The 22,517-nt window shown below is 42.8% G+C and carries 23 protein-coding genes; 8 read left to right on the forward strand and 15 right to left on the reverse strand.

Annotated features, from left to right (window positions below; translation table 11 throughout):
* Window positions 1-102: 102 nt before the first annotated feature.
* Window positions 103-1,182, reverse strand: a complete 1,080-nt coding sequence (locus Q0993_RS10390) for an exo-alpha-sialidase (protein WP_299532574.1) — start codon at window positions 1,180-1,182, stop codon at window positions 103-105.
* A gap of 50 nt (window positions 1,183-1,232) precedes the next feature.
* On the reverse strand, window positions 1,233-2,081 hold the full coding sequence (locus Q0993_RS10395) for an AraC family transcriptional regulator (protein ID WP_299532576.1): 849 nt from the start codon (window positions 2,079-2,081) through the stop codon (window positions 1,233-1,235).
* 141 nt (window positions 2,082-2,222) lie between these two features.
* Between Q0993_RS10395 and Q0993_RS10400 the strand changes: the two genes are divergently transcribed.
* Window positions 2,223-3,146 (forward strand): dihydrodipicolinate synthase family protein, encoded by a 924-nt coding sequence (locus tag Q0993_RS10400; RefSeq protein WP_299532578.1) that lies wholly within the window; start codon window positions 2,223-2,225, stop codon window positions 3,144-3,146.
* Window positions 3,143-4,630, forward strand: a complete 1,488-nt coding sequence (locus Q0993_RS10405) for a sodium/solute symporter (protein ID WP_299532580.1) — start codon at window positions 3,143-3,145, stop codon at window positions 4,628-4,630. Before Q0993_RS10400 ends, Q0993_RS10405 begins: the two co-directional genes overlap by 4 nt.
* Window positions 4,631-4,708: 78 nt before the next feature.
* Here the strand turns inward: Q0993_RS10405 and Q0993_RS10410 are convergent, their stop codons facing one another.
* The 12 genes from Q0993_RS10410 to Q0993_RS10465 all read right to left on the reverse strand — a co-directional run bounded on the left by Q0993_RS10410 (window position 4,709) and on the right by Q0993_RS10465 (window position 13,946).
* Window positions 4,709-6,481 (reverse strand): DNA mismatch repair protein MutS, encoded by a 1,773-nt coding sequence (locus tag Q0993_RS10410; protein ID WP_299532581.1) that lies wholly within the window; start codon window positions 6,479-6,481, stop codon window positions 4,709-4,711.
* Window positions 6,482-6,526: 45 nt separating this feature from the next.
* Window positions 6,527-7,003, reverse strand: coding sequence for a DinB family protein (locus Q0993_RS10415; protein WP_299532583.1), 477 nt, complete (start codon window positions 7,001-7,003; stop codon window positions 6,527-6,529).
* 1 nt (window position 7,004) lies between these two features.
* Window positions 7,005-7,367 carry an MmcQ/YjbR family DNA-binding protein gene (locus tag Q0993_RS10420; RefSeq protein WP_299532585.1) on the reverse strand — a complete coding sequence of 121 codons (363 nt, stop codon included), beginning with the start codon at window positions 7,365-7,367 and terminating at the stop codon, window positions 7,005-7,007.
* 30 nt (window positions 7,368-7,397) lie between these two features.
* Window positions 7,398-7,793 carry a Dabb family protein gene (locus Q0993_RS10425; protein ID WP_299532587.1) on the reverse strand — a complete coding sequence of 132 codons (396 nt, stop codon included), beginning with the start codon at window positions 7,791-7,793 and terminating at the stop codon, window positions 7,398-7,400.
* A 10-nt stretch (window positions 7,794-7,803) separates the two neighbouring features.
* A complete protein-coding gene (locus Q0993_RS10430; protein WP_299532589.1) occupies window positions 7,804-8,436 on the reverse strand; it encodes a DUF4230 domain-containing protein in 633 nt (210 codons plus the stop codon).
* A 31-nt stretch (window positions 8,437-8,467) separates the two neighbouring features.
* Window positions 8,468-9,220 (reverse strand): cyclase family protein, encoded by a 753-nt coding sequence (locus Q0993_RS10435; protein WP_299532592.1) that lies wholly within the window; start codon window positions 9,218-9,220, stop codon window positions 8,468-8,470.
* Between the two features lie 27 nt (window positions 9,221-9,247).
* The gene (gene hemW, locus Q0993_RS10440) at window positions 9,248-10,381 is read right to left on the reverse strand and encodes a radical SAM family heme chaperone HemW (RefSeq protein WP_299532594.1); all 1,134 of its coding nucleotides are present in this window, start codon (window positions 10,379-10,381) and stop codon (window positions 9,248-9,250) included.
* Between the two features lie 39 nt (window positions 10,382-10,420).
* The gene (locus Q0993_RS10445; RefSeq protein ID WP_299532596.1) at window positions 10,421-10,783 is read right to left on the reverse strand and encodes a four helix bundle protein; all 363 of its coding nucleotides are present in this window, start codon (window positions 10,781-10,783) and stop codon (window positions 10,421-10,423) included.
* A gap of 60 nt (window positions 10,784-10,843) precedes the next feature.
* Window positions 10,844-11,398: a crossover junction endodeoxyribonuclease RuvC gene (gene ruvC / locus Q0993_RS10450; RefSeq protein WP_299532598.1), complete on the reverse strand. Its 555-nt coding sequence runs from the start codon at window positions 11,396-11,398 to the stop codon at window positions 10,844-10,846.
* Window positions 11,399-11,497: 99 nt separating this feature from the next.
* Window positions 11,498-11,974, reverse strand: a complete 477-nt coding sequence (locus Q0993_RS10455; protein ID WP_299532600.1) for a hypothetical protein — start codon at window positions 11,972-11,974, stop codon at window positions 11,498-11,500.
* A 110-nt stretch (window positions 11,975-12,084) separates the two neighbouring features.
* Window positions 12,085-13,587: a M56 family metallopeptidase gene (locus Q0993_RS10460; RefSeq protein ID WP_299532603.1), complete on the reverse strand. Its 1,503-nt coding sequence runs from the start codon at window positions 13,585-13,587 to the stop codon at window positions 12,085-12,087.
* Window positions 13,584-13,946: a BlaI/MecI/CopY family transcriptional regulator gene (locus tag Q0993_RS10465; protein WP_299532605.1), complete on the reverse strand. Its 363-nt coding sequence runs from the start codon at window positions 13,944-13,946 to the stop codon at window positions 13,584-13,586. Before Q0993_RS10465 ends, Q0993_RS10460 begins: the two co-directional genes overlap by 4 nt.
* A gap of 193 nt (window positions 13,947-14,139) precedes the next feature.
* On the opposite strand from Q0993_RS10465, the gene Q0993_RS10470 reads away from it, so the two are divergent.
* Entirely contained in the window at window positions 14,140-14,652 is a 513-nt protein-coding gene (locus tag Q0993_RS10470; protein WP_299532608.1) for a DUF456 domain-containing protein, read from the forward strand.
* A 22-nt stretch (window positions 14,653-14,674) separates the two neighbouring features.
* Window positions 14,675-15,994, forward strand: coding sequence for a serine hydrolase (locus Q0993_RS10475; RefSeq protein ID WP_299532611.1), 1,320 nt, complete (start codon window positions 14,675-14,677; stop codon window positions 15,992-15,994).
* A 19-nt stretch (window positions 15,995-16,013) separates the two neighbouring features.
* Here the strand turns inward: Q0993_RS10475 and Q0993_RS10480 are convergent, their stop codons facing one another.
* Window positions 16,014-16,568: a nitroreductase gene (locus Q0993_RS10480; protein ID WP_299532613.1), complete on the reverse strand. Its 555-nt coding sequence runs from the start codon at window positions 16,566-16,568 to the stop codon at window positions 16,014-16,016.
* A 63-nt stretch (window positions 16,569-16,631) separates the two neighbouring features.
* Between Q0993_RS10480 and hutH the strand changes: the two genes are divergently transcribed.
* The 4 genes from hutH (at window position 16,632) to hutG (ending at window position 22,510) form a co-directional block, all read left to right on the forward strand.
* The gene (gene hutH, locus Q0993_RS10485; RefSeq protein ID WP_299532615.1) at window positions 16,632-18,212 is read left to right on the forward strand and encodes a histidine ammonia-lyase; all 1,581 of its coding nucleotides are present in this window, start codon (window positions 16,632-16,634) and stop codon (window positions 18,210-18,212) included.
* A 1-nt stretch (window position 18,213) separates the two neighbouring features.
* On the forward strand, window positions 18,214-19,473 hold the full coding sequence (hutI, locus tag Q0993_RS10490) for an imidazolonepropionase (protein ID WP_299532617.1): 1,260 nt from the start codon (window positions 18,214-18,216) through the stop codon (window positions 19,471-19,473).
* Window positions 19,474-19,544: 71 nt separating this feature from the next.
* The gene (locus Q0993_RS10495; RefSeq protein WP_299532620.1) at window positions 19,545-21,548 is read left to right on the forward strand and encodes a urocanate hydratase; all 2,004 of its coding nucleotides are present in this window, start codon (window positions 19,545-19,547) and stop codon (window positions 21,546-21,548) included.
* A gap of 2 nt (window positions 21,549-21,550) precedes the next feature.
* The gene (hutG, locus tag Q0993_RS10500) at window positions 21,551-22,510 is read left to right on the forward strand and encodes a formimidoylglutamase (protein WP_299532622.1); all 960 of its coding nucleotides are present in this window, start codon (window positions 21,551-21,553) and stop codon (window positions 22,508-22,510) included.
* Window positions 22,511-22,517 lie beyond the last annotated feature (7 nt).

Below are 22,517 nucleotides of genomic sequence, written 5' to 3' on the forward strand. Positions count from 1 at the left end.
ATGACTTCCCACTTACCACTTCTCATTTCTCACTTCCCACTTCTAAATTATGTCGCTCTCCGTTGTTGAAATGGGCGCTATGATCCAAAATAACCGTTTTCATTAGAGCTTCTCCACATCCAATACCACGTGTTTTACCGTTTTTCGGTTCCAGGTATATACAATGTGTACTTTGTTATCCGGGGCCTGTATCACGGTAGGATAGGAATACTCCTCTCCTTCCCTATCGGTCGTTTCCCGAAGAGGTTCCAAGTCCAGAACGCGTTCCCATTCCCTTCCATCAATGGATAAGGCAATACTTAGGGGAACACGATCCCCCCAATTCTTTTCGGTAGGATTATAAACCAATAGTTGGCGGCCATCCCTTAGGGTAACCCCATCAATACCCGAGTTTGGATTCGGGAGTGAAGTTGCGGTCATCTTGCTCCAGGTTTTTCCATAGTCGGTAGACCAATTCTGGGTAATTACATCGTTCTGCGTCCTACTCAGTAGTTGCAATTTTCCATTACCATAATTAAGAATTATAGGTTGTATGGCACCGAACTCCTTCGGATCGTTCAAAGCAGGGGTTTTGGACCAGTTTGCACAATTATCATAACTGGATTCCAAATGTATTTGCCAACCCTCCGTTTTGCTTTCCGTACTCGATGGCGAAAGCACGGTTCCATTGTTCAATTGAATCGGCTGATTTTTGATTGGTCCAAGAATACCTTCAGGCAACCTTATAGGTTTGGACCAGGTTTTCCCATCATCTTCGGAAGTCATATACAGTCCCCACCACTCCCTAGGACTTGGCCCTACCTTATAGAACAAGTACAAAGGTTGGTCCTTGGGTTTAAACAGTACCGGATTCCAACAGGGATGACGGGTACCATCCTCCTGAACACCGTTGATTACCTCAACGGGAATAGACCATTTATCGTTTCTCTTTCTGGACACCCAGATACCAACATCTTTGTTCTTTTCTTTTGTTCCTCCAAACCACGCGGCGACAACCACATTATTGCTGACTTCCACCGTAGAGGCATGGCACTCCGGAGTCAAAGCCTTTTCCAAATCATAAATAAATCCCTCGGAAACAACGGCTGGGTGGTCCAAGGGTACTACTTTCGCGAGCTTACGGGACTGTCCCTTACACGAAAATGCAGTAGCTATTATCGTAAACACAAGAAGTATCCTCATAGTAAATTGCCAAGTTGATTTTTAGGATTGTCGTAAATCCAATACACTGCTTAGTTAAAACTTTTTCGATAGGCCGAGGGCGTTTTTGCCATTATACTTTTGAAATAGTGGTTAAAGTTAGCCAAATTGTTATAGCCGCTTTCAAAACATATCTGGGTAATTTGTTTGTCCGTCTCGGCTAAAAGCTTGGCCGCCATCCCAACACGGACACGTTTTACATATTCCATAAAAGTAAGATCTGTCTTCTTCTTAAAAAACCGGCAAAACGAACTGGGCGCCATGTTCAAAAGGGCTGCCGCCTCCTCCAATTTAACACCTTCCTGAATGTTCTGGAATACGTAAGCATATACCGTATTGATTTTCTCCAGGTTTTTGTTAAAAATCGCGGTATGGTCCATGGGATTGGATAGCTTTTCCCGCTCCTTTGTCCGGAGCAAAAGATGAAAGACCTTAAGCATTTCAATATAATAGGCCAAACCTTTCAAATGGGTCATTCTTTCCAAAATACGGCGGATTTGACCATTATTTTCCATCTTAAACCGTAACCCTCTTTTCGACTGTTTTAAAAGGGCCACCACCTTTTCCAATTCCGGAATTCCGAAAAAATCCGAATTCATGATATCTTCGGAGAAATGGGTTACGATACAGAAAGACGGTATAGGGTTTTCCTCTTCCTGCAACTCCCAACAATGAGGCAAACTGGGGCCCAATAATACCAAATCACCTGCTTCAAACCGGGAAATATGATCTCCCACGATTCTTCGGCCCGAACCGGATTCAATAAAATTAAGCTCAAAATTTTTATGGGAATGTACGTTGTCGTTCGTTTTCAAGGGTAGTTTTCTTGTGATAAAAGAATGCTTATTGGGCACATGGATTTTTTCGAAAACAAACTCCATTGGTGGTAATTTTAACAGCTATGGCTTAAAATACAAAATAAAGCTTTAAAAAAGGTTAAGATTTAATGTGTTTGATGCAAGATTATGGTGGTATCAAAGGGCGATTTATTCGTTATTTGTTTAGCATCATTCCAATAAGAGATGAATCTGCCCATTAGAGGAATTATACCACCTATTGTTACCCCCTTATCAGAAAATGGGGATTTGGACAGTCAGGGTCTCCGCAATATCATTGAACATATGCTAGAGGGGGGCGTACATGGACTATTCCTATTGGGAACCACCGGAGAGGGATCTAGTTTATCGCATGCGCTAAGAAAACAAGTGGTTACGGAAGCCTGTAACCTGATTCGTAAACGTGTACCCATGCTGGTCTGCATTACGGATACCTCTTGTACGGAATCCTTGGAATTGGCAGAACATGCCCAACGTATGGGGGCCGATGCCCTAGTAGTGGCCCCACCCTATTATTTGCCCATTTCCCAAGGAGAAATGCAACAGTATCTGGATTATCTGGCACCGTTGCTCCCCCTACCCTTTTTACTGTACAACATGCCAAGTTGCACCAAACTTCAATTGTCGTTGGAAACCATAAAAAAAGGAAAGAAACTTGGTGCCATTGGTATAAAGGATAGCTCTGGCGATTGGAATTACTTGAATTCCTTAATCGAGGAATTTAAGGAGGATGCTACTTTTTCAATCGTTACCGGAACAGAGTTGTTCTTGCCAAGATTAATTGCAAAGGGAGGGCATGGAGCGGTCGCGGGGGGTGCCAATTTTTTCCCGGGTTTGTTCGTAGCTTTGTATAATGCCTGTTTGGCAGATGATACCAAAACCATTTCGGAACTTTTGAAAAGCGTTAAATTGATCGGGAATACCATATACAGTGTTGGAAAACAAGAATCAAAATATATTAAAAGTACAAAATGTGTTCTTTCCGTATTTGGATTATGCCAGGATCAAGTGGCACCCCCACTGCGTCGATTTACTTCATCAGAGCGCGAGCAAATCAAGGACCATCTGACCCATTTTCCACCTGATGCTTCATACATTCCGGCACGATGACATACAATCTTAGCTTGGTCGACTTGATTATTATTATCGGCTATGGTTTGGTGTTATTGGTCATGGGCCTCCATTACTTTAAAAAAAGTAAGACTTCCGAGCAGTTTATGGTTGCCGGCAGGAATATTCCCGCCTGGGCGGCGGGTATTGCGGTAATGAGCACCTATACCAGCAGTATTTCCTATATCGCAGTACCGGGAAAAGCCTTTGATGACAACTGGCACCCTTTGCTATTTGCACTTTCGGCCATCCCGGTGGCCTGGTTTGTCACCCAATTTGTGATTCCCCATTATCGAAAGCATAAAATAATATCTGTCTATAGCTATTTGGAAGAAAAAATAGGGGGCTGGGGTAGAATTTATGCTGCCTTTTCCTTCTTATTGTTTATGGTCGGGAGGGTAGCCGTAATCCTATATCTTTCGTCCTTACTACTAATCTCCTTTATCAACACCGATATCGGCGTCGCCATATTGATTATAGGGATTGTAACCATCATCTACACCCTTATGGGAGGCATGGAGGCCGTTATTTGGACCGATGTAATGCAATCGGTCATTATGATAGGGGGCATTTTCTTTGTGGGGTACGTGCTGGTTACCGAAGTATTCGCGCAGCCTGATTATTTGATTCAAAAGGCTTTCGACCAACAGAAATTTAGTTTGGGGGATGCCCGTTTTTCATTGAGTGACCGCACCATTTGGGTGATGATTATTTATGGTGTTACCGAAAATTTGCGGAATCTTATGGCCGATCAGAATTTTACCCAAAAATACAGTTCGGTCGCCACGGAGAAAGAGGCCAAAAAATCCGTATGGATAGCCATGTTGATCTATTTGCCTTTGACCGCCATTTTTCTTTTTATCGGTACGGCTTTATTTTCCTATTACGATGGAAATCTTCATATTTTGAATGAAACCATTACCAAGGGCGATGAGGTATTTCCTTTTTTCATAGCCACGGAACTTCCCATTGGAATAAAGGGTTTAATGATTGCCGCAATTATGGCAGCCTCCATGAGCACTGTGGACTCCGCCCTAAACAGTTCGGCTACGGTATGGTACATCGATTTTTATAAAAAATACATAAATCCGCATACCCCAAAGAAGAAGAGCCTCCTCATTTTAAGAGTATCCACGGTCATATGGGGCGTATTGGGAATCGGCTTTGCCCTGTTGATGATAAAGGCGAAAAGCGCATTGGATGTATGGTGGCAAATTTCCGGTATTTTTGGAGGTGGCATCCTGGGGTTATTTCTCTTGGCCATCTACAACGTGAAAATATCCAGGTTACAAGGTATGCTATCCGTTGCCTTAAGTATCCTAATCATAGTATGGGGCACCTTTCTAAGGGAATTACCAGAACAGTATCATTGGCTTCAATGTACCCTAGATCCCATTATCATAGGGGCTTCATCTACAGTCGGACTTGTAGGTCTGGCCTTATTGTTCGTTGTACTGAATAAAAGAAATCGGCATTTGAGATGATGCTATATGTTGTGCAGGAAGCGCATCATCCCTACCGCATTGGATGACTCATGATCTTTTTCCGAGTTCCACCTCTGGTCACTCCACAATTTCCATCTTTTTTAACAGGAAAGAGGCATTCATATTCTGACAAATACCGGCTTTGAGCCTGTAGTCAAAATGGAGTTCGTTATCGATAATTTCAGCATCGAAATAATAGTTGTGAATTTGATCGAATTCCTTTGCCGCATCGCATAAGCTCAAATCATGTGTGGCTATGATACCGGTAGATCGGGAACGCACCAATTTCTCGACAAACTTTCGCGAGCCCTTGGCCTTGTCCGAACTATTGGTGCCTTTTAGGATTTCATCCAAAACGATAAAATAACGATCCTTTCGAATCTCGTCGACAATAAATTTTAATCGCTTCAATTCTGAAAAGAAATAGGACTCCTCATCCGTTAACGAATCGGTCGTACGCATACTCGTTATGAGCTTAATGGGAGAATAACGCACTTTAGAAGCGTAGACGGGAAGCCCCATATTGGCCATGACGATTTGGAGCGATACGGTCCTTAAAAAAGTACTTTTACCCGCCATATTGGCTCCTGTAACTATGAAAAACTGTTCCTTTCCGATTTTAAAATCGTTCAGAACACCTTTATCGGGATCTAGCAATGGATGTCCTGCCTTTTCGGATTCCAAAATAATTTCTTCCTCTGATAAAGATGGAAAGCTATAGGAGGGATGATTAAAAACGAAATTGCCTAAACTATTGTAGGCATCAAAAAAGGCAATGGTCTGGAACCAACCTTTTACCTTGGAACCGTGTAATCTGAACCATTCCTCTATGGCGTAGGACAATTGAAGGTCCCGTAACATAAACGCATTGACGACTACTCCGATAATGACATTATTCCGCTGATCTAGGGCATTTAACAGTCTGGAAAACTTTTTTAGGATCTTGGATGCCTTATCCGTTTTTTCAATAATCGAGCCCTTTTTTTCGGATAACAGCTCGGAGGTGAATTCCATTTGCTCTAACTCCGTTATCAATTTTTGATACTGTTGAAAAGTGCCCTGTATTTTGGACGTATTGGCCGAAAGCTTGTTTATACTACTCAAAAATCTTCCAGTAATACCCAAACCCAAAACAAACCATCCAAACAAAAACCATCCAGAAACCGTATCCAAAAAATAAAGTACCCAAACAATAAGGGAAAGCACACTAAAAATAGTGGGCAGAATCTTCATTATATCAGGTATAAAGGGCCGATAATTCTGTATCCATTTGATAATCGTAGCATACTTGGTCTCCGTCCTTACCAAAGTGGCGATGGCCGAGAAATTCTGCCGCCATTCCGGTATTTGGGACAATTCCTGTAAAGCCTCCTGCTTTTGCAGGATGTTATCTAAGGTATTCCCGGTCAAGATTTCCGCCAAGGTCTCACTCCCCTGTTGAAGTGCGGTTCGATTGCAATATTGATAAAAAGACCCCCTTCCGAACAAATCGATATCCTGACTATAGAAATGTCCGGAATCCTTAAATTCATTGCCTTCCGGTAACTGATGGAAATTGCGGTTCAGAACTTCTATTTCGGTCTCGTTCAGTTGTATCAAAGCCTGTAACTTATTGCGCTGATATTGCAGGTCCGTATGCCGAGAAACCAAGAACAGAAAGAGGACAAAAGTGACCAGTACAATACCCAAAACCATTTGGGTGTTTCCGAACAAAACATAAACCCCAATGGCGGCAGATGTAAATACTGCCAAACGAATCATGCTTGAAGCAAAAAGGCGCTTTTTTATCAGGGATAATGCCGTCTTATGTTTTTGGATTTGTTCCGTATAGAACAGGAAACGATCTTGCATGGACTATTCAAAAAAATGATAAGACCCAAAGATATGTATTCTGTACTAGCTTTTTCCCATAGCGTATAGCATGGCTATCTGTCCCAAATGGTAAATATCATGCTGGGCGATACTGGGCAGAACATTGCCAAAGGTGTATTTTTTCCCAGGTACCTTTTGCGCCAACAAATCATCGGAACTGTTGGATAATATATGGAGAATGGCCTCCTGCGTCTGTTGGAGTTCCCACTTTAATCCTACCCATTCCTCTTCCTTTGAAATGCTGACTTCGGTCCAATCGTTCGGGCCATCGATAATGAGGTTGTATTCAAAATCGCCTTCCAACTTTTTTAGGACAAACACGCGCCAATTGAGTATATGCCGAACCAAAACGGCAATGGACTTTTTTCCATATCGCCTTTCATTGACAAGCTGCCAATCCAATGAATCCAATTTCCCCATCAGGGAATCCCCGTACCAAGGCCTACCATTAAAGCATTCCTTTAAATCATGTTGAATTGTGATAAGCTTGCTAGTCGACATTTTATGCATTTAAATTCTCCAACTCGGACTTTAGTTTTTTGGTGAATTTGGAAACCACCAAGTCGTAGGAGTGATCGATCAACTCCTTGATCAGTTTCGGAGGAAGTTGTTCCAAATACAAGGTGTTCCAGTGTTTCTTGCTCATATGATAGCCCGGGATAATGGTACCGTCATATTCCTCCCTTAAGACAATGGCCTTCTCGGGATCGCATTTTAGGTTTACCTGCGGAGGAATGCGGTCCAGGGCACTTAAAGCGAACATTTTACCCATTACCTTAAAAACAAGGGCATCCGGACCGAAGGGAAGTTCTTCGGTTACGCCTTTTTTCACCAAGCAATAGTTTCGAAACTCTTCAATGTTCATCTTTCGGAAGATAAAGTACCTTTCGTAGTTTTAGATGCCCTTGGAATCATAAACGATTACCTTTTCCCATAAATTGCTGGATTCTTCAATGAACAATTTATGTGGGGCCTCATCCTGATAGTTTTGCTGCGCCTCAGCGGACTCAAAGGTTACGATCAGGGAATAGGTAAAAGACCCGTCTACTACTTCCCGACTGGCCTTGGGGGGCTTACCAATGAAGTTGGTCTTGGCATACGCCGAATTATCCAGGAACTTTTGGAGGGAGGTCTCAAAAGCTTTTTGATCATCCGGACTATCCGGATTCTTTAACCAGAAATAAACGGTGTGGGCAAAATGAGGATCAAATTTTTTCATATTCGTTTTGGTTTGGCTGTAACAGCTTAGGGTAAGGGTCAAAAATACTAAAGGATACATCAACTTTTTCATTGGTCTTGTGTTATTTTTTGCTGTCTTCAAATAATTTTTTCCGTTCCTGGGAGATTTCCAAAGCGGAATAATCCAAGGTCCACCCAATGGTCTCCACAATTTTTTCAATGAGCAAAACGGCCTCCAAGGCCTCCCGTTTTGCCGTTTCCATAAGACCGCTTTCCGGAATCTTCTCCTTAATGTGCTTTTTGGCCTCTTGATTTAAACTGGTAAGGTCGTCCGGCGTAAAGGAATTGAAAAGCCCGTTCTTGATATCATAAAACTCCAATTCCGGCTCAATGGATAACACTTCGGGTTGGGGAAAATTGGTAAGGATTATTTTTTTCTTCTCGATGTCCGAATGCATCAGGACTTTTTGGAGGTCATAACCTATTTGGGCCTTGGCATTAATAACGACCAGCGCTTTCTTTTTGCTACTTACCAAGTTCATAAACCCTTCCTTGGTATTTTCATACTTATAGATTTCCGCAAAATCGCCTTCAACCGAAATCAACTTGCAAACACTTTTTATTTTTTCCAACAATACCGTGGACTGATGATGGGTTAACTCCTTGCTTTTCTTTTTACGGAAGAAAGAAAAGATCCAATACATCATGATTGCCCCTAAAACCAGGCCCAGAAATATTTCGAGAATATTGTCCATGGGATAAATATAAGGAAGTTATCGTTTCCGGTTATCGCGCTTCCGCCTCAAATAAAACAGGCCGGCTAGGGCTGGCATCATTGACGAAAGGGGCCACCTGTAGGTTCAAAAAATACTTTCCGTCCTTAATGCGATTAGGCACAAAGATGAGTTCGGTAATCGTAGCCAACTTTCTAAGCTCTCCATTGAAGTTCCAAAAGGCTCTATGCGCGAACAACTCCCCATTGTCTTTCTCCTTGTCCACGGATGGGAGATCTATCAATAGATGCCCTACGCCCTTCTCCCGTAAGAATATCGCCGCCTCTTCCAACATGTAGGGTGGATTTGTATGGGAATATTGCCGGGAGCGTTTTGCCTTGGTATTCGGCAGGGTCCGGATTACAACTGCATCCCTTTGTCCCTCGCCCAAAACATATTCTAATTGCTTTTTTGAAATGACAAAGTCATCACCTCGTTTTTCCGGGGCAATGGTCAGCAACTCTGCTGCAAAAAAGTAGGTGTTCAAATTTGAATTTATGGAATGGAATTCCTTGGTAATATGCCCAACACATTCGGTATGTGTTCCGTGGGCATGGGGGTTGAACCAGATATCGTTAAAATTAATTGCGGCTCCCTCCGAAACTTTGGCGACAAAGTTCCCTTCCCTATGTGGTTCTATTTTGGGATGGTCCAAATACCAAGCATTCACATTGCTCGCCTCTCCTTTAAGGGGAATTGAAATGTCCAAGGGTTTGGACAGGTCTATTTGGTACTCCCGGTTGTTATATTCTATCTTCGCGAGCATATGTGCCGAGCTTTTTCCAGATGAGATTCAGGACAAGTTAACCATAAATAGATCACTTGCGATTCCGTCCACCAAAAACTTGCCCTTTCTTGTGGCCAACAATATGTCCCCATCCAGATAGAGCAAATGAGCCTCAAGGTATTTCTTGGCCCGTTCCCCGATATGTCTCTTATAGACTTCCCCAAAGGAAACCCCGATCTTTTCCAGGGAGACCCCCCAAATAGTTCGTAGTCCGGTCATGACGTATTCATTGTATTTATCCGTTTTGGATAATACCTCCACCTCCATGGGCAGTTCACCTTCGGCAATGGCCCTTATATACTTGGGATTGCTCCTTACGTTCCAGCCCCTTCGATTCCCATCATAGGAATGTGCCGATGGGCCTATGCCTAAATACTTCTTCTGCTGCCAATAGGCCGTATTGTTCCTTGAGAAATATCCAGGTTTACCAAAATTGGAAATCTCATAGCAGCTATAGCCTACATCCGTCAGGGTATCCCATAAAATACTAAAATGCTCTTGTGCCACCTCATCATCCACGTTTTGGACCACTCCTTGTTCTATAAAATGTGCGAGGGCCGTTTTAGGTTCCACGGTGAGGGCATAACTTGAAATATGGGGAATATTAAAGGCTAATGCCGTTTCAATGTTCTGTAGCCAACGTGTGTTGGTCATTCCAGGGATGCCATAAATTAGGTCTATGGAAATGTTTTGAAAATAGCGGGATGCCGCCTTGATCGATTGTCTGGCCTCTAACGCATTATGGGCCCGATTCATTAATTTCAAATCTTCACCAAAAAAGGACTGAACGCCAATACTCAACCTATTGATGGGACCCTTAGATAATTCTAGGATTCGATTTGGGGACAAATCATCCGGATTGGCTTCCAAGGTGATTTCTGGATGCCGAACTACCTCATAATTGGCGTATACCGTGTCAATAAGTTGATTCACCTCCGCTACCTCCAAAACCGAAGGTGTTCCCCCTCCAAAATATATGGTCTCTACAACCTCTCCCCTGAGTTCATCTTTTCGCAAAACAATCTCCTTTCTCAGGGCTTGAACCATGGTCTCCCTTTTACCCAGGGAAGTGGAAAAATGAAAATCGCAGTAGTGACAGGCCTGTTTGCAAAAAGGAATATGGATGTAGATGGAGCTCAATGTTCAATTAACAGTATACAATTAACAAGATTCAAAATATTACTTCTGGTCTATTCCTGTGGTTTTTAATATGGAAAACATGATCCTGGAAAGTTCATCAGCATCTTTAATCAATACTTTTACCTTTTCTTCGGAAATGAAATTTGAATCGCTCAACAGACGGAGCCAATATTTTGTCTCCAAACTTTCTTTGTACGCGATAGATATTTTAGCAGAGAAATCATTTTTTGAAATAGCCCCATTGGCCTCGGCAATGTTGGCCCCTATGGAAGTTGCCGACTTCAAGGGTTGTTTGGACAACACATATTCCTTTTTCTCTTGCAAAATTGATTTGTAGAGCAAAACAATTTTTAGTGCAAACGCATATGACTTTTTGGATAATGGATTGTTGTTAACGTCCATTTGCTAATTGTACATTGCTCATTGTTAATTGTTCATTGTTTACTCTTCACCGTTCATTGCCTAATCCTTAATCCGCCCTTCATTGGCTTTGACGAACGCTTCCCAACCCGAGTAGCTTTTGCCTACTTCTATTCGACCTTCATTATAAAAATGGCAGACCGCAGCGGCAAGACCATCCGTACTATCCAAATTTTTGGGGAGGGATTTTAGGCCCAAAGTGCCTTGCAACATTTTGGCCACCTGTTCCTTGCTCGCATTTCCATTTCCGGTTATGGACATCTTTATTTTTTTGGGGAGGTATTCCGTGATAGGTATTTGTCGTGAGAGTCCGGCCGCCATGGCCACCCCTTGGGCACGACCTAATTTTAGCATACTTTGTACGTTTTTGCCATAAAAAGGGGCCTCAATGGCAATCTCGTCCGGATGATAGGTATCTATTAGTTGTAAGGTTCGTTCAAAAATAAGCTTGAGCTTGGTATAGGGGTCCGCATATTTTTTGAGTTGAAGTTCATTCATTTGAACAAACTGCATCTTTTTGTCCACAATTTTGATAATCCCAAAACCCATGATGGTCGTTCCCGGGTCAATACCAAGTATGATTTTTTCGTGAGCCAACAATTTATGGTTTATAGTTTATAATCAAAATTGCACCTAATAAATTGATAATCATTTTTTTATGATTTTGACCCTGATCTCAAATCCAACTTCTAACATCTACTTACTATTTAAGACTATGGGTAACCGAAATTTCGCGGAAACCGGAATTCCCCTCTTTAAGGCCGGAGCCAAAGGAGGCATATTTTTAAGGCTTTGACGAATAATACCTTCAAATTCGGGCATTTGCTTATCGATAGTATCGTCCTTTATAATCTCTAAAATAGTAATCTCTCCATTCCTGTCCACCAAAAAATCCACGGTAATGGTGGGATCAATTTCCGAATCCAGTATAAATTCAAATTGGGTCAAGGTGGCTGAAAAACGAGACAGAAGCTCCTGTTCAAAGCACTCCTTCTGTCTCATTTTGGTTGCGGTCTCGTCGCAGTTCTCAAAAAAAGGGTAGTTGTCCACATCGTTCCAATCTATGGTTTGCATTTCCTGCTTCACCATTTCCTGGGTCTTCTTGTCTCGGGAGACCCAAAGATTACAGGAAGCCAGACTACAAAAAACCAAGAGCATCCAAAAGTGTCGCATACCCACCAATTCTTGGGTGGAAATTACGATTTTTTAATGAAGGACCGGAACATGGTAATGACGCCATATAAAAAGACCTGGATGCTGATACTGATCCAGGCCTTTCAAGATTATAGTTTAAACGTAATAGGGATGGAATACATCACATTTACATCTTTTCCACCATGATTGCCGGGCACCATATCTGGGATGCGCCCGATAATCCGCTCTACCTCATTTTCCAAAAGCTGATCCGGCCCTTTAGTTTTAATGTGTACGATTTTCCCATCTTCATCTATTGTAAACATTGCATTCACGCGCCCCTCTATTTCTTTTTCAATAGCTTCTTTTGGATAATTGAAATGCTTGCTGATATGGCGTTGAAGTTTTGAATTGAAACAGGCCCTTTTGTCAGCCTCGCTTTCACAACCTGAAAAAATTGGTACTTGCTCTACTTCTCTAAAAGGCAAAGCCCTATCCGGGTCATATTCGGAAGATGTTTTTGAATTACCTCTGAAAAAATCTAAATCTAGGTCCGCCACATCCGTTTCAATGCGCATTTCGGCCTTAATGGGTTTACCCTCCGGATCTGAAATATAGGACTCCTCATTTTCGGGTCTCGAAAAATGTATAGTAGAATTACCATCTTCAACGTGCAATTCCCAATCTCGAAAACCTTCCGCGAGATCTATTAGTCTTGAAAAAACCTTTTTCTCCTCCATCTCAGTCAAATTTTGGATATCGGCAACGGCTATGGTTTCCTCTATGCCATTTTTCCTTTCATTTTCACAGGATGTATAAAACAACATAATTAATACAAGGGGCATTAGTAACAGGTATTTCAATTTCCAGATTTGTTTAGATCTTGATTTTTGTAACATAACTATTCGTTTTTTGACTAATGATTCTTTAAAAAATTGATTGATAAATGAAAAACTTTGGGTCTGAAACACTTGGGACAAAAGTAATTTGTATTGTTCGTTTTTGTTGGTTTTGGCCACCTCGGCATCGGCAATGAATTCGTGCAGTTCCGAAACCTTATTTTGATACACATAGACCAATGGATTGAACCAGCCCACGATCCGCATCAACTCAAAAAACATCAAATCGTACGAATGTCCTTGCCGAATATGGACCAACTCATGTTTAATAATGGTTTCATGTTCCCTTTCGATGACCTTATCGCCCAAAAAAATGGCTCTGAAAAAGGAAAAGGCGACCGTGCTGTTGGGAAGGACTACTCGGGTAAACTCATTGAAATAATGCACTTTTCCTAGCCGTTTTAGTTTGTAGATCTGAAATAGCTTGTACACAAAAAAAACCGTGGTTAAAATCATACCTCCAAAAAGAAGAACAAACTCCCAAGGTATGCCAGAAGTTGGCCCTTTGCCCCCGACGACCGTTGGAGCGGTATTATTCAGATTCCAAAGAAATTCGGGATATCCTTGAAAAGCCGTAGGCATCCCGGTCCTAAAGGCTTCTATTTTTACCCAAGGCAATATCAGTGAAAGAAGATACGTGCCTATAAGATAGACCCTGTTCCATTGAAAAAAAGTTTCACGTTTTAACCAAAAATCATAGATGGCCAAAAACACCAACTGAAAGGCAACACATTCTAGGACATACTGTATCATTTTTCGTCTTTTTTGATTTCTTTTAAAATGGATTCTAATTCTGAAAGACTCATATCGTTCTTCTTCATAAAGAAGGACACCATACTTTTAAAAGATCCCTGAAAATAACCGTCCACCAATTTGTTTATGGACTGATTGCTATAATCCGATTTCTTGATCAACGGAAAATACAAATGTCCTTTCCCTTCCTTTTCGTGATCTACAAACCCCTTGCTCTCCAAAATCCGTACGATAGTAGAGACGGTATTATAGGCTGGTTTGGGTTCTGGTACTTCCTCTATAATGGCTGCCACGTTACATTTTTCCAATTTCCAGAGAATTTGCATTACCTCCTCCTCTGCTTTGGTCAACTGCTTCATTTAACTAAGTTTTTAGTTCAACTATTATTCAAATATAACTAAAATTTTAGTTTAAACTAATTATTTAGTTAAAAAAACAAACGTAGACTATTTCTTCGGTATATGAGCTTGTCAGATTTTTTAAAACCTGACCGGCCTAACCAAAAAAATGTAACAAAACCGGTGTATCTTAGTCCAACAGAAAAATGGAAACATGGATATTGTCTTATTGTTCCTAGGGTTTATTTTGATGCTCATTGGCATCCTGGGAAGCTTTTTGCCTATACTCCCGGGACCCCCTATAAGTTGGATAGGCCTATTATTATTGTATCTGACAAAGGCTGTTCCCCAAGATTGGTGGTTACTGGGCATTACTTTGGGCGTGGCCCTCATAGTCGTTGCTTTGGATTATATTATCCCGGCAATGGGAACCAAGAAATTTGGAGGTAGTAAGGCCGGGATGATAGGAACCACTATTGGATTGTTGGTCGCGCTCTTCTTTCCCATATTGGGCCCTCTTGGTATTATTATTTGGCCTTTTGCCGGGGCATTGATAGGGGAACTACTCAACAAAGCGGATAAGAAAACGGCGACAAAGGCAGCTTTTGGTTCTTTCCTAGGATTTCTGACGGGTACCTTCCTAAAATTTTTGGTCACTGTGATATTCCTGGGAATGTTTGTTTCTGTGGCATGGGAGCACAAAGCGACCCTATTTCCTTTTTTTTAGACTAGTCTTTTAAACCTCAGATATGTCAAAAAACGTTTTCACCTTTCTTGTTGCCAGTTTTATCACTCTCTATGCAGTTTCGCAAAGGATAGATTCGGCTAAACTGGATAGCCTATTTAACACCTTGGAGGCAAATGACCGTTATATGGGAAGTCTGGCCCTTTCCCATGAGGGTCGAACGATATATGCCAAGGCCATTGGGTATAGGGATATAAAAAACAGCCTGAAACCGACAACAAGCACCAAATACAGGGTAGGTTCCATAACCAAAATGTTTACTTCCGTTCTCGTCTTTAAGGCGATAGAAGGGGGTAAACTAAAGCTGGACCAGACCCTCGATGCTTATTTTCCCGAAATCGAAAATAGTAATCAAATTACTATTGCCAACCTGCTAAACCATAGAAGCGGCATTCATAGTTTTACGAGTCGCCCCGATTACCAGGAATGGGATAGCGAACCTAAGACCAGAGCAGAACTCCTTGAAATCATCCGAGATGGTGGAAGCGTGTTTGAACCCAATAGCAAAGCCGAATACAGTAACTCCAACTATGTGCTGTTGACCTTTATTCTAGAGGATGTCCTAAAGAAACCGTATTCAAAACTCATATCCGAAAAAATCACTTTACCACTGGGTCTAAAAGACACTTATGTAGGGGGTTCCATCAATTTGGATCATAACGAGGCCCATTCCTACACCTACGTAAAAGATTGGGAAAAAAAGGATGAGACCCATATGTCCATCCCCTTGGGGGCCGGCGCACTGGTTTCTACACCGACCGACTTAAATGTATTTATTCACGCTCTTTTTACGGGTGTATTGCTTTCCAAGGAAAGTCTCAACAAGATGAAAACCATTTCCGATGGTTATGGCATGGGTATTTTTCCAGTACCCTTCCACAACAAAAGTGGATATGGTCACAATGGTGGAATTGATGGATTTACCTCGGTCCTGGGGTACATGCCTGAGGATAAAGTTTCAGTAGCGCTAACTTCCAATGGCAATCGCTACGCCAATAACGATATCATCATTGCCGTATTAAGTGCGTATTATGGGAAGCCTTTTGAGATACCTACTTTCAAAACTATAAAAGTACAATCGAAAGATCTGGACAAATATCTTGGCATCTATGCCAGTAAGCAGCTTCCATTAAAGATTACAATAACCAAGGATGGGGATACCCTTTTTGGTCAAGCCACAGGACAGCCCTCCTTTCCTATGGAAGCTGTGGAAAAGGACATTTTCGAATTCGCAAAAGCCGGAGTCCGGTTGGAGTTTGTTCCCGATGAAAAGACCATGGTCCTCAAACAAGCGGGAGGAGTTTACCACTATAAAATGGAATAGGTCTAAATCTAGTATCTAGTTATTCGTGCCAAACCGTTCTTTCCGCTATTGGAGTCCTGGTCTGCTGGGTAATTTCCTCATCATAATGTCCCATATAAAAGAAACCTAGGCATTTCTCCCCTTCCTTTAACTCCAGGAACTCTCCCATATATCGTATTAGACCTGGTGAGCTCCAATAGCTACCGATTCCCATTTCCGTACAACAGAGCCACATATTCTGAACGGCCATTGCCGTAGCCGCTATTTCTTCCCACTCGGGCACACTTTCATTGGGGTCCCGTTGCATGCAAATAGCGATTACCGCGCCGGCCCTTCGAGGGTTCTCCACAAGCTTTTTGATTTTAAACTGTTTAGGGCTTGCCTCGGTCTCCTGATACTTTTTTAAAAGGAACTGTCCCAATTGTTCCTTGGCCGTTCCAAGCAATACCTTAAACCGCCAGGGTTCTGTTTTTCTATGGGTCGGTGCCCAGTTAGCGGCTTCCAAGATTTTCTCAATATCTGTTTTGGCGATTGGACTGGCATTATATTGAACCGGAAATACCGAGCGTCTCTTTTTTATCAAATCGAAGATCATATGTTATATATTTAACAATATCAAACTTAATGAATACATTTAGGGTTCCGAAATATAGTCCGAATGGCATCGAAATCAAAAAAATTCCTTTTTGGTCTGGAACACCTCACCACGGGCATTGCACTTGCCCTGGTTAGAGGTGAAATCATAGGCGAAATCTCCGAGGAATCGCGAGCTAAACTGATGGCCAGCCAAAAGATAGTTCGGGCTATCGTTGAACAGGGCCATCCGGTGTATGGCATCAATACGGGGTTCGGACCATTGTGTACTACTAGCATTTCCAAGGAGGAAACCAAAATACTGCAATCCAACATCCTTAAAAGTCACGCGGTCGGTGTTGGACCTCCGATTGATACGGAAATCGCCAAATTAATGTTGATTCTTAAGGTGCACTCTCTGGCCAAAGGGTATTCCGGGATTGCGGAGACTACAATTAATAGAATCCTTTGGCACTTGGAAAATGATGTTATCCCTATGGTTCCTTCTCAAGGTTCGGTGGGTGCCTCCGGTGACCTGGCCCCTTTGGCCCATCTTTTCCTGCCCCTAATCGGATTGGGAAAAGTAACATATAAAGGGGAGGTTTTGGACACTTCCACTTTCTATAAAGAAAAGGGTTTAGTGGCCTTGGAACTAGGGCCAAAAGAGGGATTGGCATTGATTAACGGAACACAGTTTATAGCCGCCCATGCCATTACCGTAATCGAAAAAATGCATGCATGCCTGGCCCAGGCAGATATCATTGGGGCCATGATGATCGAAGGCTTACAGGGTTCCATTAAGCCCTTTTATAATGAACTCCACGCCCTACGCCCTTTTAAGGGCAACATACATGTGGCCAAAAGAGTAAAACGATTACTCAAAGGTTCTGAAATTATGGAAGACCATATCGATTGTGAACGGGTACAAGATCCCTATTCCCTTCGTTGCATTCCACAAGTACATGGTGCTTCAAGAAATGCTTGGTTACATTTAAAGGAGTTATTGGAAATAGAGCTAAATGCAGTTACGGACAATCCGGTCATTATCAAAGAGGAACTCACCATCAGTGGAGGTAATTTTCACGGCCAACCCTTGGCCTTGGCCTTGGATTACGCTTGTGTTGCAGCTTCCGAACTAGGCAATATTTCTGACAGGCGAATCTATTTGGCCTTGGAAGGCAATAGTTCCGGGGTTCCCAAATTGTTAATGGAGGATACGGGTATTAATTCGGGCTATATGATTTTGCAGTATACGGCAGCGGCTTTGGCCAGCGAAAACAAGGGGTTATGCTTTCCCGCAAGTGCCGATAGCATCCCTACATCCCTGGGACAGGAAGACCATGTAAGCATGGGATCTATTTCTGGAAGAAAGGCACTACAGGTCCTTGAAAACGTTGAAAAGATATTGGCCATAGAATTACTGACCGCTGCACAGGCCTTTGAATTTCGAAAGCCTTTAAAATCCGGTATTTTGCTGGAGGAAGTACATAAAGAGATTCGTAAAGCAGTGGCTTTTGCCGAGGAGGATAGAGTTTTCGCAGAAGATATTGAAATTGGAATCGAATTAATACGATCAAAGTCTTTGATTTCGATTATAGAGGAGACACGAAAAAATAAGAATATATCCTTGGAGACCCCGTATTCCGAGGAATTTGAAACGTATTAAAATGACAGGTGTTACAAAGCTGATCGGTCCTTTTAGACAAGTCGTACCAATGACCGGATTGCCCCTAAAGGGTGGTATTTCCGATACTGAACTAACGGTTGTACCTGATGCAGGAATTTCGATTGAGGGCGATAGAATTCATTCTATCGGGAAATTTTCCCGATTACTAAAGGGTTTTGAAGAAGCCAAAATTGAATTGGTTCATCTAGAGGGTGATCAAGTTTGCCTGCCCGGTTTGGTAGATGCGCATACGCACATCTGTTTTGGAGGTTCCCGAGCCAGGGACTATGCGTTGCGAAATTCGGGAAAAACGTATCTGGAAATCGCCAAGGCTGGTGGAGGTATTTGGGATACAGTAACCCAGACTCGGAAGGCCACAAAAGAAAAGCTGGTAAAAAATACAGTGCAACTTGCCAAACGCCATCTACAAAATGGCACCACCACCTTGGAGGTCAAAAGTGGTTATGGGTTATCCATTGATGAAGAACTGAAAATGCTGCGTGCAATAAAGGAGGCCAACGAAATCCTTGCCATAGATTTAATACCGACCTGCCTGGCAGCACATATGCTTCCCAAGGATTATGAGGGAGATGCAGAAGATTATTTGGCGGAAATCGCAAACATTCTTTTTCCCAAACTTAAGGAGAAGCGTCTCACCCATCGCATCGATGCCTTTATTGAGGAAAATGCATTTTCGGCCGAGCAAATCGGGCCTTATTTTAAAAAAGCACGGGAAATGGGCTTTGATATTACGATCCACGCCGATCAGTTTTCCACAGGTGGTAGTGAAGTTGCCCTCCAATTCAATGCCCTAAGTGCCGATCACCTTGAGGCAAGTACCCAAAAAGAAATTGAGCTATTGGCCAAAAGTAATGTCATTGCTACTGCCTTGCCAGGGGCTTCATTGGGATTGGGCTGCAATTTCGCCCCTGCCCGAAAAATCTTGGATGCGGGTGGGGCATTGGCCATCGCAAGTGACCATAACCCGGGATCGGCCCCTATGGGGAATCTATTGACCCAAGCTGCCATTTTAGGGACTTTTGAAAAACTGTCCAACGCGGAAGTACTGGCAGGTATAACCATTCGTGGCGCAGCGGCCCTAAACCTATCCGATAGGGGTCGGTTGGCTGAAGGTTGTTTAGCCGATCTTGCCATTTTCCATACTAGCGATTACTCCGAAATCCTTTACAACCAGGGGAGCATAAAACCTTCTATGGTTTGGAAAAACGGGAAATTGATTTTTGATATGCAAAAAGATTGAAGAACAAGGTACGAAATACGAAGGGTGAGCTAATGCCAAGTACATGAGAGAAAGTGCAAGACGAGACAAAAATGACTTTTAAAGAACAAATACTTCAGGGTATTCCCACGAAACTTCCTCCTAAAAGGAACTATTTAAAAGACGTAAATCATGCGCCGAGGCGAAAAGATGTATTATCCTTGTTGGAAAAGAAATTGGCCGTCCGCAATGCGTTGCGCTATTTTCCCAAAGCATGGCATTCCGAGCTCTCCAAGGAATTCGCGGAAGAATTGAAGACCTACGGTAGAATTTATATGTATCGTTTTAAGCCGGACTACGGAATGTATGCCAGACCAATCGAAGCGTATCCTTCAAAAACAAAGCAGGCGGCAGCCATCATGTTGATGATCCAGAACAATTTGGATCCCAACGTTGCGCAACATCCCGAAGAATTGATTACCTACGGCGGCAACGGTGCGGTTTTCCAAAACTGGGCACAGTACCTTTTGACCATGCAATATTTAGCCACGATGACAGAAGAACAAACTTTGCATATGTACTCGGGTCACCCCATGGGACTTTTTCCATCAGCTAAGGAGGCTCCTAGGGTTGTTGTTAGTAATGGCATGATGATCCCCAATTACTCCAAACCGGATGATTGGGAAAAATATAATGCCCTTGGTGTCACCCAATACGGACAGATGACGGCAGGTTCTTATATGTATATCGGGCCACAGGGCATCGTGCATGGTACGGCCATCACGGTCATGAACGCTTTTCGAAAAGTGTTGCAAGAAGACAAAACCCCAGCGGGAAAAGTATTCCTGACCGCAGGGCTAGGAGGTATGAGCGGCGCCCAGCCAAAAGCCGGTAACATCGTGGGGTGCATCACCGTCTGTGCAGAAGTAAATCCAGTAGCTGCCAAGAAGAGGCACGATCAAGGCTGGGTGGATGTTTTAGTAGATAATTTGGACTACCTAGTTTTGCGTACTAAGGAAGCCCAAAAGAATAGTGAAACCATTTCACTGGCCTATATTGGAAATGTGGTGGACGTATGGGAATGTTTTCTAAAGGAAAACATTTTTGTGCATTTAGGCTCGGATCAGACCTCCTTGCACAATCCATGGGCTGGGGGCTATTATCCGGTGGGATGCAGTTTTGAGGAATCCAACCAATTAATGGCCGAAGACCCGTCACTTTTTAAGGAGAAAGTACGGGCGTCACTTAGACGGCACGTGAATGCTATAAATCAACATGCCCAAAAAGGGACCTATTTCTTTGATTATGGAAATGCCTTTTTGCTGGAGGCCTCCCGTGCCGGGGCCGAGGTAATAGCAGATAACGGCATTGGTTTCAAGTACCCCAGCTATGTGCAGGATATCTTGGGACCCATGTGCTTTGATTATGGTTTTGGACCGTTCCGATGGGTATGCACCTCGGGCAAGCCGGATGATCTTCGAAAAACCGATGCCTTGGCCTTGGAGGAAATGAAGAAAATCAAATTGAACGCACCAAAGGAAATCCAGCTGCAAATGCAGGACAATATCCAATGGATTTCCAAGGCAGAACAGAACCGATTGGTCGTGGGCTCCCAAGCTCGTATCCTCTATGCCGATGCGGAAGGCAGGGTAAAAATAGCGCAGGCATTTAATAGTGCCATAAAAACCGGTGAGATTTCAGCACCCATCGTTTTGGGAAGGGATCATCATGATGTCAGTGGAACAGACTCTCCGTTTCGAGAAACCAGCAATATCCATGATGGAAGTCAATTTACTTCGGATATGGCCATACATAATGTTATAGGGGGCAGCTTTCGGGGCGCAACCTGGGTTTCCATCCACAATGGAGGGGGTGTTGGATGGGGCGAAGTTATCAATGGGGGGTTTGGCCTAGTGCTCGACGGCTCCGAGGAAGCCTCAAAAAATGTACAAAATATGTTGTTTTATGATGTAAACAACGGTATCGCCCGACGAAGTTGGGCACGAAACAAGGAAGCGCTTTCTGCTATACAATGGGAAATGGAAAGAACCCCAAAACTAAGGGTTACCCTACCCTATTTGGTGGAAGATGGAATAGTTGAAAAATTGTTCGATTAATTATGCCCACCTACAATCCAACGAACCCTGAATTATGGACGGGGAGGAAATCCGGTAAAAACCTGTACCTGCATGAAATCATAAAATGTAAGGATCTGGATTCAATCGTTCCGGACACTACTTCAAAAACCATCGCGATTTTAGGTTATGCCTGTGATGAAGGGGTAAGACGAAACCAAGGAAGGATAGGGGCGGTAGAAGGCCCGGATGAAATTCGGAAATTATTGGGAAAAATGCCGAACCATTTGAATCCGAATACCAAACTATTTGACACGGGATCTATAAAATGTGATGATGGGGACATGGAAGAAACCCAAAATGTACTTTCTTTGAAAGTCGCTCAACTATTGAAGAAAGGGGTATTTCCGATTCTATTGGGCGGAGGACATGATATGGCCTATGGACACTATAAAGGTGTAAAAAAGCATTTAAATGGACACGAGTCAATTGGTATTATTAATTTTGATGCACATTTCGATTTACGCAGTAATGCCAACGGCAACAATTCTGGAACACCTTTCTACCAAATCGCCCAAGATTGTGAGACCGATGGTCTTAATTTCAACTACTTGTGCCTGGGAATCCGCAAGGATGCCAACGATACGGTTTTGTTCCAAACGTCTGAAAAACTTGGTGTGGGATACATTGAAAACGAGCGCTTAGATTTTCGTCATTGGAAAGCCGTCGAACAGGAACTCAGCACCTTTATTTCCAAGGTGGACCACCTATATGTGACTATTGACCTGGACGGATTTTCATCGGCCTATGCCCCTGGGGTTAGCGCGGCCTCCCCAATGGGTTTTTCACCAGGTATTGTTTTGGCTTGTCTAAAAGTAATTCTACAATCCCAAAAATTGATTAGTATGGATGTTGCTGAAATGAATCCGGAATATGATATTGATAATCGTACGGCTAAATTAGCTGCATCACTAGTCCATTACATTACGCGACAGCTAGGCTAGTCAATTG

This window comes from Ulvibacterium sp. (assembly GCF_028285715.1).
Lineage (GTDB): Bacteria > Bacteroidota > Bacteroidia > Flavobacteriales > Flavobacteriaceae > Ulvibacterium.

Bases quoted from the DNA above. Each gene is read 5' to 3' on its own strand.
- Q0993_RS10390 (WP_299532574.1), bottom strand. From the start codon at position 1,182: ATGAGGATACTTCTTGTGTTTACGATAATAGCTACTGCATTTTCGTGT.
- Q0993_RS10395 (WP_299532576.1), bottom strand. From the start codon at position 2,081: ATGGAGTTTGTTTTCGAAAAAATCCATGTGCCCAATAAGCATTCTTTT.
- Q0993_RS10400 (WP_299532578.1), top strand. From the start codon at position 2,223: ATGAATCTGCCCATTAGAGGAATTATACCACCTATTGTTACCCCCTTA.
- Q0993_RS10405 (WP_299532580.1), top strand. From the start codon at position 3,143: ATGACATACAATCTTAGCTTGGTCGACTTGATTATTATTATCGGCTAT.
- Q0993_RS10410 (WP_299532581.1), bottom strand. From the start codon at position 6,481: ATGCAAGATCGTTTCCTGTTCTATACGGAACAAATCCAAAAACATAAG.
- Q0993_RS10415 (WP_299532583.1), bottom strand. From the start codon at position 7,003: ATGTCGACTAGCAAGCTTATCACAATTCAACATGATTTAAAGGAATGC.
- Q0993_RS10420 (WP_299532585.1), bottom strand. From the start codon at position 7,367: ATGAACATTGAAGAGTTTCGAAACTATTGCTTGGTGAAAAAAGGCGTA.
- Q0993_RS10425 (WP_299532587.1), bottom strand. From the start codon at position 7,793: ATGAAAAAGTTGATGTATCCTTTAGTATTTTTGACCCTTACCCTAAGC.
- Q0993_RS10430 (WP_299532589.1), bottom strand. From the start codon at position 8,436: ATGGACAATATTCTCGAAATATTTCTGGGCCTGGTTTTAGGGGCAATC.
- Q0993_RS10435 (WP_299532592.1), bottom strand. From the start codon at position 9,220: ATGCTCGCGAAGATAGAATATAACAACCGGGAGTACCAAATAGACCTG.
- Q0993_RS10445 (WP_299532596.1), bottom strand. From the start codon at position 10,783: ATGGACGTTAACAACAATCCATTATCCAAAAAGTCATATGCGTTTGCA.
- Q0993_RS10455 (WP_299532600.1), bottom strand. From the start codon at position 11,974: ATGCGACACTTTTGGATGCTCTTGGTTTTTTGTAGTCTGGCTTCCTGT.
- Q0993_RS10460 (WP_299532603.1), bottom strand. From the start codon at position 13,587: ATGATACAGTATGTCCTAGAATGTGTTGCCTTTCAGTTGGTGTTTTTG.
- Q0993_RS10465 (WP_299532605.1), bottom strand. From the start codon at position 13,946: ATGAAGCAGTTGACCAAAGCAGAGGAGGAGGTAATGCAAATTCTCTGG.
- Q0993_RS10470 (WP_299532608.1), top strand. From the start codon at position 14,140: ATGGATATTGTCTTATTGTTCCTAGGGTTTATTTTGATGCTCATTGGC.
- Q0993_RS10475 (WP_299532611.1), top strand. From the start codon at position 14,675: ATGTCAAAAAACGTTTTCACCTTTCTTGTTGCCAGTTTTATCACTCTC.
- Q0993_RS10480 (WP_299532613.1), bottom strand. From the start codon at position 16,568: ATGATCTTCGATTTGATAAAAAAGAGACGCTCGGTATTTCCGGTTCAA.
- hutH (WP_299532615.1), top strand. From the start codon at position 16,632: ATGGCATCGAAATCAAAAAAATTCCTTTTTGGTCTGGAACACCTCACC.
- hutI (WP_299532617.1), top strand. From the start codon at position 18,214: ATGACAGGTGTTACAAAGCTGATCGGTCCTTTTAGACAAGTCGTACCA.
- Q0993_RS10495 (WP_299532620.1), top strand. From the start codon at position 19,545: ATGACTTTTAAAGAACAAATACTTCAGGGTATTCCCACGAAACTTCCT.
- hutG (WP_299532622.1), top strand. From the start codon at position 21,551: ATGCCCACCTACAATCCAACGAACCCTGAATTATGGACGGGGAGGAAA.